Annotated in this window: 22 protein-coding genes; 13 read left to right on the forward strand and 9 right to left on the reverse strand. The window is 57.1% G+C overall.

The window, feature by feature from the left end; genetic code table 11:
- Positions 1-8: 8 nt before the first annotated feature.
- Both Q0601_RS00750 and Q0601_RS00755 read right to left on the reverse strand, forming a co-directional pair.
- Positions 9-851, reverse strand: coding sequence for an ERF family protein (locus Q0601_RS00750; RefSeq protein WP_370656076.1), 843 nt, complete (start codon positions 849-851; stop codon positions 9-11).
- A gap of 338 nt (positions 852-1,189) precedes the next feature.
- Positions 1,190-1,501 (reverse strand): hypothetical protein, encoded by a 312-nt coding sequence (locus Q0601_RS00755; protein ID WP_305286088.1) that lies wholly within the window; start codon positions 1,499-1,501, stop codon positions 1,190-1,192.
- Positions 1,502-2,552: 1,051 nt separating this feature from the next.
- Here Q0601_RS00755 and Q0601_RS00760 point away from each other — a divergent pair.
- Positions 2,553-2,744 carry a hypothetical protein gene (locus tag Q0601_RS00760; protein WP_305286089.1) on the forward strand — a complete coding sequence of 64 codons (192 nt, stop codon included), beginning with the start codon at positions 2,553-2,555 and terminating at the stop codon, positions 2,742-2,744.
- Between the two features lie 670 nt (positions 2,745-3,414).
- Here the strand turns inward: Q0601_RS00760 and Q0601_RS00765 are convergent.
- Positions 3,415-4,026, reverse strand: coding sequence for an SOS response-associated peptidase (locus tag Q0601_RS00765; RefSeq protein WP_305286091.1), 612 nt, complete (start codon positions 4,024-4,026; stop codon positions 3,415-3,417).
- Positions 4,027-4,030: 4 nt separating this feature from the next.
- Positions 4,031-4,354, reverse strand: coding sequence for a hypothetical protein (locus Q0601_RS00770; RefSeq protein WP_305286093.1), 324 nt, complete (start codon positions 4,352-4,354; stop codon positions 4,031-4,033).
- Positions 4,355-4,425: 71 nt separating this feature from the next.
- On the opposite strand from Q0601_RS00770, the gene Q0601_RS00775 reads away from it, so the two are divergent.
- A complete protein-coding gene (locus tag Q0601_RS00775) occupies positions 4,426-5,628 on the forward strand; it encodes a DNA polymerase Y family protein (RefSeq protein ID WP_305286095.1) in 1,203 nt (400 codons plus the stop codon).
- A gap of 40 nt (positions 5,629-5,668) precedes the next feature.
- Here the strand turns inward: Q0601_RS00775 and Q0601_RS00780 are convergent, their stop codons facing one another.
- From Q0601_RS00780 to Q0601_RS00795, 4 genes are all read right to left on the reverse strand, one after another.
- Positions 5,669-5,941, reverse strand: a complete 273-nt coding sequence (locus Q0601_RS00780) for a hypothetical protein (RefSeq protein WP_305286097.1) — start codon at positions 5,939-5,941, stop codon at positions 5,669-5,671.
- Positions 5,942-6,000: 59 nt separating this feature from the next.
- Positions 6,001-6,222 (reverse strand): hypothetical protein, encoded by a 222-nt coding sequence (locus Q0601_RS00785; RefSeq protein ID WP_305286099.1) that lies wholly within the window; start codon positions 6,220-6,222, stop codon positions 6,001-6,003.
- Positions 6,219-6,428: a hypothetical protein gene (locus Q0601_RS00790; RefSeq protein ID WP_305286101.1), complete on the reverse strand. Its 210-nt coding sequence runs from the start codon at positions 6,426-6,428 to the stop codon at positions 6,219-6,221. Before Q0601_RS00790 ends, Q0601_RS00785 begins: the two co-directional genes overlap by 4 nt.
- Positions 6,429-6,720: 292 nt before the next feature.
- Complete coding sequence (locus Q0601_RS00795) at positions 6,721-6,981, reverse strand: helix-turn-helix domain-containing protein (RefSeq protein ID WP_305286103.1); 261 nt, start codon at positions 6,979-6,981, stop codon at positions 6,721-6,723.
- Positions 6,982-7,089: 108 nt separating this feature from the next.
- Here Q0601_RS00795 and Q0601_RS24675 point away from each other — a divergent pair, with 108 nt between their 5' ends.
- The 9 genes from Q0601_RS24675 (at position 7,090) to Q0601_RS00835 (ending at position 11,356) form a co-directional block, all read left to right on the forward strand.
- A complete protein-coding gene (locus Q0601_RS24675; RefSeq protein WP_370656077.1) occupies positions 7,090-7,302 on the forward strand; it encodes a carph-isopro domain-containing protein in 213 nt (70 codons plus the stop codon).
- A 77-nt stretch (positions 7,303-7,379) separates the two neighbouring features.
- Positions 7,380-7,607 (forward strand): hypothetical protein, encoded by a 228-nt coding sequence (locus tag Q0601_RS00800; RefSeq protein ID WP_305286105.1) that lies wholly within the window; start codon positions 7,380-7,382, stop codon positions 7,605-7,607.
- Between the two features lie 392 nt (positions 7,608-7,999).
- Positions 8,000-8,455 (forward strand): putative PDDEXK endonuclease, encoded by a 456-nt coding sequence (locus Q0601_RS00805; RefSeq protein ID WP_305286106.1) that lies wholly within the window; start codon positions 8,000-8,002, stop codon positions 8,453-8,455.
- On the forward strand, positions 8,452-9,180 hold the full coding sequence (locus tag Q0601_RS00810) for a helix-turn-helix domain-containing protein (protein ID WP_305286109.1): 729 nt from the start codon (positions 8,452-8,454) through the stop codon (positions 9,178-9,180). Before Q0601_RS00805 ends, Q0601_RS00810 begins: the two co-directional genes overlap by 4 nt.
- Entirely contained in the window at positions 9,170-9,781 is a 612-nt protein-coding gene (locus Q0601_RS00815) for a hypothetical protein (protein WP_305286111.1), read from the forward strand. The genes Q0601_RS00810 and Q0601_RS00815 overlap by 11 nt, the downstream gene beginning before the upstream one ends.
- Entirely contained in the window at positions 9,781-10,206 is a 426-nt protein-coding gene (locus Q0601_RS00820; RefSeq protein ID WP_305286113.1) for a hypothetical protein, read from the forward strand. The genes Q0601_RS00815 and Q0601_RS00820 overlap by 1 nt, the downstream gene beginning before the upstream one ends.
- On the forward strand, positions 10,203-10,541 hold the full coding sequence (locus Q0601_RS00825) for a dATP/dGTP diphosphohydrolase domain-containing protein (RefSeq protein ID WP_305286115.1): 339 nt from the start codon (positions 10,203-10,205) through the stop codon (positions 10,539-10,541). The genes Q0601_RS00820 and Q0601_RS00825 overlap by 4 nt, the downstream gene beginning before the upstream one ends.
- On the forward strand, positions 10,538-10,732 hold the full coding sequence (locus Q0601_RS00830; RefSeq protein WP_305286117.1) for a hypothetical protein: 195 nt from the start codon (positions 10,538-10,540) through the stop codon (positions 10,730-10,732). The genes Q0601_RS00825 and Q0601_RS00830 overlap by 4 nt, the downstream gene beginning before the upstream one ends.
- A gap of 15 nt (positions 10,733-10,747) precedes the next feature.
- Positions 10,748-11,356: a hypothetical protein gene (locus Q0601_RS00835; RefSeq protein WP_305286119.1), complete on the forward strand. Its 609-nt coding sequence runs from the start codon at positions 10,748-10,750 to the stop codon at positions 11,354-11,356.
- 223 nt (positions 11,357-11,579) lie between these two features.
- Here Q0601_RS00835 and Q0601_RS00840 read toward each other — a convergent pair whose 3' ends face one another.
- The gene (locus Q0601_RS00840; RefSeq protein WP_305286121.1) at positions 11,580-11,804 is read right to left on the reverse strand and encodes a hypothetical protein; all 225 of its coding nucleotides are present in this window, start codon (positions 11,802-11,804) and stop codon (positions 11,580-11,582) included.
- A gap of 209 nt (positions 11,805-12,013) precedes the next feature.
- On the opposite strand from Q0601_RS00840, the gene Q0601_RS00845 reads away from it, so the two are divergent.
- Positions 12,014-12,259: a hypothetical protein gene (locus Q0601_RS00845; RefSeq protein WP_305286123.1), complete on the forward strand. Its 246-nt coding sequence runs from the start codon at positions 12,014-12,016 to the stop codon at positions 12,257-12,259.
- Positions 12,260-12,278: 19 nt separating this feature from the next.
- A complete protein-coding gene (locus Q0601_RS00850; protein WP_305286125.1) occupies positions 12,279-13,130 on the forward strand; it encodes an AAA family ATPase in 852 nt (283 codons plus the stop codon).
- Positions 13,131-13,217: the final 87 nt, after the last annotated feature.

Below are 13,217 nucleotides of genomic sequence, written 5' to 3' on the forward strand. Positions count from 1 at the left end.
TATCTCCGTCAGTAAGGAATGCCATCGCCGGCCAGATCGGCATTGGCGGCGGCTTTCAGGGTTTCGATTTCAGCCTCAACTCGGGCCGCGTTCTCGGAATCCGATGACCGCATTTCAGCGAATGACGCTTTAAACTTCTCGCTGTCGGCTTCGGTAACACCGTTCCTCTTTAGTGCCGCAATCATGTTGTCGGCGCGTCTCGACATATCGACGGGCTGCGGGCGTTCATGGACCTCTGACCCCTGACGTCCGATGTCTCGCGGCGCTGCTGATTGCGCGTCGTCGTCAACCTCTGCGGACAGCCCAAGCGCTGCTTTCAGAGTATACCTTTGCAGATACGTCACCGCGCTTCCGATGGCCTGAAAGCCGTTCTTGTTTCCCGACTGGTCCGGCGAAGCGGAAAGCGTCGTTTCCTCCAAGTGGCCATGGACATGCTCAATTATGCAGGTCACGCTGACGCCATTCTGCTGACCTGTCCGGAACCGATAGGACAGCCCATTCGCAGCAAGGATAGGGTCAATCTGCTTCGCGATACCTGCAAGGGTTTCGTGCTTGTAATGGGTCCGGCCCTTGCTGCTGGTGAAATCCACCACGGCGTCCTTGACGATCGTCGGCATATCTTTCCGGGCCGATGCCAAGGCATGGGAAAAGGCGATACGGGCGCTCTGTGCGTCAACGCGCTCTTTCATGACCAGCATCCGTTCCAGCTTATCCAGATCGGCGTCGGGGTTCATGACAACCCGCTCAATCATCGATACGATGGGATCAGCAGGTAGGGTTGCATTTGCTTCATGCTTTGTGATCGGGTTCATCTGCGTTGCCTTTCGAATTGATGCCCCCGGAGCCTTCATTCCAGAGAGGGACAGGCTCCATACTGTGCGCTTATGCGCGGCTCCGAGGGGGCCGGCGTCATGCCGGGGAACTATTGCCGGCGGGGTGAAACGGTAGGCCCCGCCGGCGTCCGCGTGGGGAGGGTCACGCGGTTTGCTTGAGGGCGACCTGCGCCCGGTATTTCTGCTGCACCCATGCGGGGAGGCGGTCGTATTCGTCCTGCCAAGCCCAGTAGGGCGTGAAATGTACGGTGACGATCATGGCTGCGCTGCCCAAGTCAGCAGGAGCCAGAGATACGGGGCGGCAAAAACGCAGATCGCGCCGATGCCGTCACAAAACCAATCTCGGAGACTTCCCATCACACCACCCCATCCAGCGATGCGGTATCGACGCCGGCGTTATTCAGGTCGAACCGGCTCATGTAGCGGATGCCGTCTGCGCCATCGATCTCTGCGCCGATCAGGTCTTTCCAGTCTGCATACCGCCAGTCGTCGGGGTCGTTTGTGCCGCCATCGACAGCTTGAGTGCTGAGAGTGAAATGCGCGGTTACTGCGCTCTCATAATCGCCTGTCGCGTCTCCGTAGATGTCGGAGATGTCTTCGGTCAGGTCGCTTGCCTTGTGCCATGACGGCTTAACTGCGGTTCCGGTGATATGTGCCGGGATATGCATCACGCGATCCCCCATGCAGCGAGGGCAACGATGGCCATGAAGCCGATCAGCCAGATGATGTTGAAAGAGTTGTCCATGTATCCTCTCCGTTTCCGAGTTCGCTCCGTTGCCGTTTGGCGGTCGAGTTCTTCGGCGGTATGAAAGGAATGTACTTCGCAATATGCGTAGCGTCAAGATAAAAAATACGCAATTTGCGAAGTAATAATTTGCCCATGCCTCCGCGACGCGGTAGAATCAGGGCATGGAAAACAATGATGTTCCGCCGAATTGCGAATCGTTCCCGCTCCCGCGTAAGCTCGCCCGTCAGGGTGTTGCGAGGATCATTCGATGCGGTATCTGGGGAAAGTGTGGCGACAGGCCTGGACTTCATCAGCAGAGCGGTGGCCAAAATGGCGCGAGGGAGCAATGAGGTTCATTCTCCAAGCTGCAATAATTTTCGCGCTGTTATGGATAGTGCCGAGATTTGGGGCGTGGGACAGCCATGCGAAAGCTGGCATTATCACTCTAGCCGCCCTTGTCGGGAGCCTGGTTGTCACGTTCGTATCGGATTTGCTTGTGGCCCCGGCGCGAATAGATCGGGATCAGGTAAAGGAAATTCGACACCTTCGGGAGGCGATAGAAGCGTCAGCGCAGTCCGAAAGAATGAGTGCGGCTCTATCTGCTCTTTGGGTTCGAGGCGTAGACGTTGCCGACGGAGAACTTGATGATTGGCTGCGTGAAGTCACTGATTTCGTGGAACGCAACATGTCATCGGCAGACATCCATAAGTTGACAGTTTCAAAGGTCTCAGGGCATGAGGCCGTTTTAGAATTTTTGAACTCTCTAGCTTCATCGCCCTATCCCGGTGGGTTTCACGGCAAATTGCGAACAGTCCTATCTGAATACGCAATGTGGCCGCAACTTAGCGACAGATACACAGACAACACTGACACCCGAGATTTTCGGGATCGTTCCAGAGGCAGAGCTTGACGCCACTCGAAGGTCATCGGTGTCGTTCGTATCTGTGTGATTTGGACTTGCCTGCCGATCTCAGCTAAGCGAATACACCCGCATGAAGATCACGCACGACGACAAGACATTCACGCTGACCGGACGGTACTGGTCAGGGACATTCCCGATCGAAGAACTTCCGAAGCAATTGGCCTTTTACCGCAGCCAGCGAGATAAGTTCCCGAAGGCGAGGGGGGCTTATGACGCGCCGATCGCGGCGCTGGAGAAGCTGGAGGAAGAGATCGGCGCATGAAAAACTGCCCGCACCAATCAAGGCACGGGCAGCCATGAATCAACGGGGGTATGAGGCCCGTTGTGTGTAGCATGTAGGTCGCGCAGTTCGTCCGCGCAATGAGTAGAATTACGCATAAAAAGGCCCGCGCTAATTTGTTAGCGCGGGCGAGTCCAACGGGGGTTGATTATACAACCATCGCTAACCTGTCAGCCTCCGAATGTGTCTTCAAGGGCGACTTAAGTGGGCCTGCCGCATTCCGCGTTCTGACAACTTGTCAGTCGGTCTCAAGACCCGCGCATAAAAAAGCCCGCACCTTTGGGGAAGCGCGGACTGCAATATGACTGCCTAAAAATTACTTGTTCAATAGCCACAAACCATTGCGGTCATGTGACGGCGCTTTGTAAAAAAAGCCCCGCGCAAGGAGGATGACGCGCGGGGCTTGGTTCACCCGCAGGGAAGAGGAAGCGGGTTATCCAGTTGGTGTTATGCATATGTATAAATACGATTTCTGCGGAGCGGCGTAAATGAATGCGGCAGGATATTATGAGAAATTCTTTAGTTGCCTGATGTTTCGGCAGTCCAAATGCCGCGGTGCAGCGCAAGTGGGCAAATGCCCCTCGGTGGTGGGGCCGCAGGAAAAGTATATGCGGACGCTGTGGTCAGTCATTAATTCTACCGGCGAATTGGCCTATTCTTCTTCGATCAACTCCGGCCCGTCATCCTTTGCCCCGAATTTCGACACGGGATGATGTCTAAGCTGCACGCCGGCCCCTATATCTGGATCATCACTGCCACCCAGCCATGCATCGCGTTCTTCCGTGTTCAGGATAACGGGCATGCGGTGATGGACCGCGTCAACCATATCGTTCGCCGCGCGGGTCACAATCGTGCAGGTGAGCATATCCTGCCAGACTGACGACAGCCCGGCGAACCACAGCGTTTCCTCGTTCCCTGCGTTCCGAATGAAATGCGGCTGCTTGCTGCCTTTCTCGCCCGTCCATTCGTAATAGCCACCGGCGGGGATCAGGCAGCGGCCATATTTCCATGGGCCTCGATAGGCCGGCTTCTTCGCCGCATCCTCGATCCGGGCGTTGAATGTCGTGGCCTTCCAGTCTTTTAGATCGCCCTTGTGCCATGATGGGATCAGCCACCAGCGGGCGAGGGCAGGGGCGCCGTCATCATCGAACGTCCAGACGTCCTGCGTCGGCTTGATGTTGTATCGGCGCTTCCACCCCTTGAACGGGTCGATCTTTGTCTCGCTGATCTCCGCAAAGTTTGGATCGACAAATCGCCCGCACATCCAGTCATCCTCCCCGTCCTATTCTGTCACCGAGGCCAAGCCGATATGCAATGGCCAAACGCTGTATCTCGGATGAGCGGCTGCTTGCATGTGTAAGATTGAGGGCGCGATCCCATGCAATCGCGAGCATACCACCCTTTGGATGTGCGCTTGATATCCGCTCAATCGCCTCGCGAACATCCCGTGCCTGCCGCAAATCCTCATCTCGCGTCCGGTCAATCGCTGCATCGATAACCGCTAGTGCCTCGGCGAGTTCTTCATTGCCAGCGATCTGTTCGGACCAGGCGCCGCCAAACGCGACGTTCCGTAACTGTCCTTTCCTGTCCATATTGTCCTCTTGCATGGTGAGAACAAATATAGAACATAATCGGCGTACAGAACATCCGGCAGGTATTGGGTATGGGGCCGTTTCGAACACTATACATCGACATGAACAGCTTCTTCGCGAGCGTCGAGCAGCAGGTTGACCCGTCGATTCGCGGTCGTCCCGTGGCCATCACCGCCATGGAAAACGAGAAGGGGTGCTGTGTCGCGGCCAGCTATGAAGCCAAGGCATTCGGGGTCGGGACCGGTACAAGCGTTGTGGATGCGCGGCGGATGTGTCCTGGCATTGTGTTCCTGCCCAGCCGCCATAGGCTCTACGTACGCTACAATCTGCAAGTCGCGGCGGTGCTGGACCGGTTTTGCGAATTGGAGCGTATCCGGTCAGTGGATGAGTTTCAGGTTGCGCTATCGGGTGAGGCCCGAGCACTCGCTGGTGCGCGTGCGCTGGTTGCGTCGCTCAAAGGGGCTGTTGCTGCGGAGGTCGGGGAATGCCTTCGCTTCTCTGCTGGTATCGGTCCGAACCATCTCTTGGCGAAGATCGCGGGAAAGTTGGAAAAGCCGAACGGCTTCCAATGGCTATCGGCTGACAATATGCCGGACCGAATTTCCCATCTGGAATTGGATGATCTTCCGGGGATATCGAAATCGATGAAGGCGCGGCTTCTCCGTGCTGGTGTCTATGATGTCGGAACGCTGTGCCGACTCGATCCACGACACGCACGGATCATCTGGCGATCAGTCGAGGGCGAAAGATTTGTGCGGATGCTGCAAGGTATGAACATCGAGATCACGCCGACGAAAAGGAGCGGCTACGGAAACAGCAAGGTATTGGCGCCGGAGTTGCGCCAGCCGCGAGAAGCGTATTTGGTGTCGCGATGGCTGATCGAGAAGGCGACGTCCCGGCTGCGGCGTGATGGTCGCGTTGCATCGTCGTTCAGCCTGCACTTATCGCCGATGGACGCGCCTCGATGGGCGCGATCGATCAAGACTGCTTCGACACAGGACACAGCTGAGTTCCTGCGCATAAACCGGGCGCTGTGGATCAGGGCGTGGCCATATGTGCGCTGGAAGAAATTGCTCGGGATTGGCGTGCATCTTGGTGATGTAGATATGCTGGAGAACAGGATCGGCGATCTTCTCGCGCCGCTCGCCCCCGCCGAACGGAGCGCCGGAGAAAGGGCATCGGCAGCTGTCGATTTCATCAATCAACGATTTGGGGAAGGGACCGTTACCTATGGGATAAACAGACCTCATCCCGGTTTCTTTGAGCGTGGATGACGTGAAGCCCATAACTCGGCCGTCAGCATCTTCTCCAGTGTCATAGATCGCCGGAAAATGGGTTGTAGTATTCCGTTTCGATCCATTCCTCGGCATCGTGACCGAAGCCTGCATTCACGATTATCTGCACTGGCACGGAGACATTCTGGCCGCGGACTATCGCTTCGTTTATCGCGTCTTGGCGGTCGGCGAACATCAGGTCACCGATAATATCCTCCGCATCAATTTTCGGACCCGAGACTAGCCATTGCTCTTCATCTGATGCGCTGGGCATGACCTCGATGAACTGGGAAGGCGTGATGTCATCCTGCATATCACTTCTCCTGATATGTTCGGATCGCATGAGAACATAAAGAGAACGTAGGAGTCAATTCAATCCTTCCTATGCAAAAACGACAGCTCCAACTTATCCGCGTATTCGTCCAGCATGCGTGCCGCACCGTAATCGCCCTGCCGTTCCCGTTCATCGGCAGCCACCCTCACCATCTCGGGAAGGTCATCTTTCGATATCGCAGCCGGCGTTTCCGTCTGCAATTTCAGCATGTCGAGGATCACACGGATAGCGGCTTCGTATTGGTCTGACGTCTCGGTCATTTGGTTCTAACCATCTCGGCGGCTTGTCGCAGCACAGACGCAACCGCGGGGTGTGATTGTGTCGCCTGCCATTCATAGGCGGTGCAGACTTTTTCGCGGCCTTCCTCTGTGGCCAGCAACTCGACCTGCATGTTCACGAGCAGATCAAGCAGAAAGTCACGCAGCGCGGCTTCGTTGCTTCTTCTTGGGGCCGGTGTGTCGTTCATGTCGGCATCCATCCACAGGTATGTTGTATCATGACAATCGATCTGGCGTTAACTAAGACCCATAATCTACCCCGATTCCCATGATTCGCACCACGATATAGGCGCAAGACGCAACTAGTCGTGGCATTGATTCATCGGCAATGTTCTGCTTGTGTTCTCATGCCATATAGAGGTGGTAGATGGAAAAGAGAGACACGATCAGCGATGCCGATCTTTTAGAGGCCATGAAAAAAGCGCGGGAAGAAACCGGTTTGCCGATGGATTTTTGGGCCGATCTTACAGATGGGTTTCCTTACAGCTTAGCGGCAATCTTATGTGGCAGATCATCAATTTTTCCAAAGTACATGAACTCCAAGGACAGCCCATAAGCTTTGCGCAACTTCTTGGCTGCTTCTAAACTCAACGGACGCTTGGCGTTTTCAAATGGGCCATAGGTCTGCATCCCCATTTCAGCCCGTTCTGCGAATTCCTTCTTCTCCATGCCAAGAGCGAGACGCGCAGCCTTTAATCTTGCAGCCACCGCTTCGATGTCGTCGCCCTTCTCTTCAAGCATTCTGCACCATCCTAAGAAATCCGAGCGGATCATAACTACGCAGTCCGCGAAATTAACTAAGCTATTTGCGTATTGACAATTGCTACGCAGATTGCGAAGTTATGTGGCATGGAGAACATCTTTCACATTTGGCCGGACCTTGCTGCGCTGGCCCGCGATATAGGTAAGCCCTACACAACGGTTTATTCGTGGTCCGCCCGAGGCCGTATCCCGGCAGCTTACGACATCCATTTGATCGAAGCCGCTAGGCGTCGAGGGAAAAAACTCACTCTTGAACAGCTAGCCCGCGAACGATCCCCTAAACAAGAGGCGCAGCGATGAAACACGCCGCGCCCCCGTTTCCTCATTCTGTTGCTGTTGGCCCATCACAAGCCAACTCAACCACAAAGGGAACTCAAATGTCTTTACCCAAAGTTTTTGACCCGCGCGCGTTTCGTGCTCGGTTCGCGTTTTACTGGTCAGACTTCCTTCGGGCCAACTACCGAAACCCCGAAGCCGTAGCGCATGCTTTCGGCGTTACATTCCAGACTGCACTGAACTGGTGGAACGGCGCCAATCGTCCTTCTGGCGACGTTGTGGCGCTTGCCGGACGATCATTCACAGACTTCATGGAGGCGCGGCAATGAGGCTGCTTTATCTCGTTGGCTGGGCATTCGTGACCAGCTTGATATTCGCATGTGTGGGGTTGGCATTCCTGCCCCACACCGCCGCTTGCCTGCTAGCCCCCACTCAAAAGTTTTTGAGTAACCGTTCACGCCCCCGTCAAGGGGCGGGCGAGTGATGCCATGCGCAAGGTTCCTCGCTGTGGCAGATGCGGCGCTCTCAACGCGCCATTCGGTTTCTCCGTGGGCGGACAGACCATCTACTCCTGTCTCGCTCACCGCTCCGCAGCCCAGCAATGGGCCGACGACCGCCGCGCTGATATCGCGCCGCGCAGACCGGCTGACGTTCAACAACGGGGTCGTCAAGCGCCGATACATCGAGACGCAGATGAACCTGATCAGGGGAGCTTGATCTGATGGGCGCGATGCAACGCCGGAAGGGCGCGGAATTTGAACGCACCGTAGCGAAGGAATTGTTCGAGCGCCTCGGCATCGACTTCAATCGCAACCTGAAACAGTACCAGACAAGCGGGCAGGGCGATCTGACCACCGATGCACCCGGCTGGGGCTTCTCGATCGAGTGCAAGCACTGCAACACGGCGAACCTGCCGGCATGGCGTCGTCAGGCTGTAGAAGCCGCCCGCGCGACCGATCAGCTTCCCTGCGTCATATATCGCGTCACTCGCGGCCCGATCCGTGTCTCGGTGCCTCTCCGCGCCTTCTGTGACGCATGGCCGTCTGATGAATGGGCCGAGATCACGCTGGACGGCTTTTGCCTCCTGGCACGTGAAATCATGGCCGAGAGCGCAGCATGGCAGCCGAACGATTATCGGCGTCTGCGTGACCAGATCGTCGGAGAGGGGGCGGAATGAGCGTCAAAATCATGTCCGCTGTTTTCGAGAGCGAAACGCTGGCGCCCACTGAACGTCTGATCATGCTTGCGTTGGCGGATCATGCGGATGACACGGGCCGGTGTTACCCCTCGATATCACGTCTAGGCCGGAGAACAGGGCTTAGCGAAAGGGCTGTTCAGACCAACATCAGAAAGCTGGTCAATCAGGGTTATATTCGCGTCATCGCGGGCGGCGGAAAGAATAACACAAACGTCTATTTCGTCAGCGCAAACCCCGCAGCAGATGCACCCTGCACGAAATGCACCCCCGCAGCAGATGCACCCCAAACCCCGCAGCAGATGCGCCCAAACCCCGCAGCAGATGCACCCGAACCATCAGGAACCATCACTAAACCATCAGAAGAACCCCTTTTTATTCCCCCAAGGGAAAAATCGAAGCGGGCTACGTCGATCTCTGATGACTGGAAGCCTTCTCAGAAAAACATCGCCGACGCCCACAAGCAAAATCTCACTGATTGGGAAATCGAAAATGAATCCGAAAAATTCAGAGATTATCACAAGTCACGCGGCACCAAGTTCAAAGATTGGGACGCCGGCTGGAGAACGTGGATCAGGAACTCCCGTGAGTTCGCGGCCAGAAGTGCGCCTCGCCGCCAGCAGCCCCAGGCAGGTCAACAATTCTCTGGCCTCGCTGGCGCAGCAATGCGGAGTAGAGTTGCACGTCAGCAAGGATATGAAGGCTAAGTACGACAAGTACGGCGCTTTCATCGGATATGAAAAGACCGGGAAAATTCTAGCGACGATCAAAGGCGACGAGGACAGCATTTGCGCGATGCGCGAACGTCTGGCCGGGGCATTCGCACAGCCAACCGAAGATCAGGTCGAAGAATGGGTAGCGGAACTCTCTCTGATTGCTCCTAAGCGCTTCGACGGCGACGGGAACGAGATGCTGCGTCTCCGTGCTTATGTTTCCAGACTCCGCGAATACCCGGCTGACGTTGTCCGCGAGGCTCTGCTTTCGCGGGTGTGGCGCTTCTTCCCCAGCTGGGCCGAATTGTCAGATGCCTGCGACGAGCTTGTCGCCCATCGTCGTGCAGTCAGGGTAGAGCTGGACCGTGCCGAAGAAAAAATTCGGGACCGGGAGCTTCGCGCAAGAGCCTTGCCGACCGAGAAAACGGTGACGCTCACACCGGAGGAATCCGAGAAACGCCGAAAGGCGACCATGGCGCATGTCAACGGCATCATTTCCTCAATGCGGGAGAAGCTATCCGCGCAGCAAGTCGCCGAACAGGAACGCGAGGATGCATTGCTCGCCAAGATGAAGCGCCCCCCGGAGGTGAAATAATGGACAGCAGCAAAGCAATTTCCAAGCACATGGAAAACGCCCGCAAGGTACGCGAAGCATGGACCGACATCATCCGCAAGCACTGCGAGGCAGGCATGATGATGGGGGAGATGCGCAAGGCCACCGGCAAGTCGCATGCCTTCATTCGCCGCATCATGGACGAGAACGGATTCAAGCTGGCGTCTGAGGCCAAGCCAGAGCCTGCGCCGGTGAAGAAGCCCGATCCCAGCAAGCTGGTTATCGAGGTGTCCACCGGAACATGTCAGCGCGCCAACCGCATATCGCTGCGCCGCCCACCCTGGGGCGAGTTTGCCCGCGACCCACGCCACGAGACAGCCCCACGCGGCAACAGCCACATGTACAGCAGCCCGGTAACGCGGGCAGAGCAGATCGAGCGGGCGCTGTGGCAGGAGGCAGGGGTATGAGCGAGGGCCGCAAGGACGATGGCGAAAAGCTTCCCATGCACCTGCTGCCGCCAGAGCTGCTGACCAGCGTGGCATCCATATTGGACTTCGGTGCACAGAAATACGCCCCGCGCAATTGGGAGCGCGGCATGGCGTGGAGCCGCGTCTACTCGGCGCTGCTGCGGCATATGCTGGCTTGGTGGGATGGCGAGGACACGGACCGTGAGACGGGCAAGTCGCATCTCTGGCACGCCGGCTGCTGCGTGGCGTTCCTCATCGCATATGAGGCGCGTGGCACAGGCGAGGATGACAGGCCCGGGGCCGTCATGGCGCTGGAGCGGGAGGCGGGGAAGTGATCGACATGGATGATCCAAAGCAACGGCGCGATTTCCTGATCCACTATGCCCGCGTCAACCTGAAGGAAGCCGGACGCCGCAGGGAAGATCGGGCGTCTTCGTGCGTACTGATTGGCTGGGCGGCGAAGGCTCGCAGAGAGGCCGCATCGATCGACGTTACACCAGCGCAGGGCGACTTGTTCGCCGAATAACAACAGGAGAGCAGGATGGCACGTGCATACACGCAAGCAGCCCGGCGCAGGGCGAAGAAGGGGCGGAGCGGCCAGACGGTTGCATCGCTGTATCAGAGCTTTGAGCGCCAGACGGTGCGCCAAAAGCCGCGAGAGGACGCCGACAGGACGGTGATCGAAGCGAGACAACGCCATACAGGCAAGAGCCGGGATGAGGTCAGAAAGGCGCAGTATGGCGACATCTGCGGGAAGGCTATCGGCATGGGGTCAGATAGCGCGGATGAGTCTGATCGACTGTGGCAGACATTCAAGGGCCTCACGGTCGCCGCGGAAATCTACTACCGACGCCGCATAGGTGTCAGCTTGTTCCCGAACGTCGCCAAGATGGAATACATGCCCGAGGAATGGGGAACGCGGCCAGATGATAGGCCTGACACGCGCACCCGGGAGGAAAAGGAAGCGGATGCACGGAATACCTGGTCACGGTGGCAGGGGTATCTGGCGAAGCTGTCGCCGAGCGAGCGCACGATCATTGATTTCGCCATGCGGCATCGGTTCATCCTGTTCCAGATGGGTAAGCTGACGCGGCACGGACAGCGCTTTGTAAATGCGATGCGCTCGCTTGACGAGGTGGTCAGAGCGTGATAATCATATGGCAGCGCCACGGTTACGGACTAACGGCGCAATTGACTCCGCTATTTTGCCTGCGCCCCACCCCTCGGGTTGTACTCACATACTTGGGGCGCAGACATGATATCGGCCCGCGGAGTGTCGGAGAACCACATTCAGCCGTAGCGCTCGCGTTATCCCACCTTGGCCGTTCGCAGCCAAGGATAGCCCCGCCCGTTAACTCGCGCGGGGCTTTCGTTTACAGACGCGTCAAGATCGTGTTGTTTTTGACGATTTTGAAGTTATCGCCGTCCCGCACCACGTGCGCCCTATCTTCCGTTCGGTAATGGTTCGGCCCGTCCTTCATGTCCGCCACGCCGCCCACTGAATAGCGCACTTTGACTTCGACGTATCGTGTAAGCAGGTATTCTTCGCCGTGCTCATCTACGCAGGTAAAGGTTTCCCGTGTCTGGAATCGTCCCATGTCGTTGCCCTTTCGCAGCTGGTTCACCACAACATGACCAGCCGGTTCCTGCAAACTAATAATCCGCCATCCGGCGGCGTCATCCCTGATTGGGCAAAGCCCGCAGGCAATAGGTTCACCGTAAGGGGGCCGGGTGACGCTCCCCGATCGCGGCACAGACATCGCAGGTATTGAGCAAACAGGCCGCGATCAACTCATGAGGGCAGTGAATGACCAACCCAATCAAATGCGAGCTTCACATAGGTAGCGACGTATACGAGCTGGACGAGGTGACTCTGCGCCGGGACTGCGTAGAGGTTCCAGATTGTGGCGATCCGGGGTACATCCGCCGGTTCCCCGTCGAGACGCTGCGTGTTCAGGCTGTAGTGGGCAAGAAGGTGAAAAGCGACACGGTTGCGCCTCTCAGCGAATATGACCGCGCTTGCATGGATGGCTTTCAGAACAACATCGCATGACCAGTAAGTGGGTAGGCAAGTGGCTAGGCTAAAGGCACCGGCCCCGCGGTTATCCGTCCCCACCAAGAGGCTAGCGACGCCGCGAGCAGAGGTTTTCAGGTCAAAGCAACGGGCGCAGGAGATAACTTGGCGCGGCCTGTACGATAAGGCCCAATGGCGCGGAACAAAGGCTGCAAAGGGTCAGGACGGTCTACGGTGGAAGATACTCACCCGCGACCTGTTCACATGCCAATGGTGCGGCGATGCCGGCCAGCCCCCGTCGAAGCTGGTAGCGGACCACATACGGCCTCACACGGGAAACGGGGATCTATTCTGGGATGAGGATAACATCCAGTGCCTATGCAAGTCCTGTCATGACGGCAAGAAGCAGGCGCTAGAGAGGGCAGATAAGGCAGCGGCCATCCATCCGAAATGGATCGAGCCATCGCTCATCCCGCTCACTATAGTCTGTGGCCCACCAGCATCAGGCAAGACGCATTACGTAAACATGAATGCAGGTATTAACGATCTGGTGATCGACCTGGATGTGATAGCGTCTCGGCTATCGGGCGAGCCATTACATGGATGGGATAGGACTAAGTGGCTTAACGCAGCGCTGTGGCAACGCAACAATATGCTGGGCAGCCTGTCGAAGGCCCGTAAGCATAATGCAGCATGGCTGATCGTGTCAGAGCCAAAGGCAAGGCATCGGCAATGGTGGGTGGATACGATGAAGCCCAAGCAGGTGATCGTGCTGGAGGTTGATGAGCGCCAGTGCATGGCGAACGCGGCGAATGACGGCGACCGTGACTTATCGGAAGTCGATCGGATCGCAACGCAATGGTGGGCAAACTATCAACGCCGCGTCGGTGATGTGAGGATATCAGGCTGATTGATCAGGTCAGGGGGGGGTAGTGCGGAAGTGAATCGAGCCTCCTGCCCAACCCGCGGCCCCCATGCATGCAGAGATTTTTTTCCT

Origin of the sequence: Paracoccus wurundjeri (assembly GCF_030678915.1) — a bacterium.
GTDB classification, from domain to species: Bacteria; Pseudomonadota; Alphaproteobacteria; order Rhodobacterales; family Rhodobacteraceae; genus Paracoccus; species Paracoccus onubensis_A.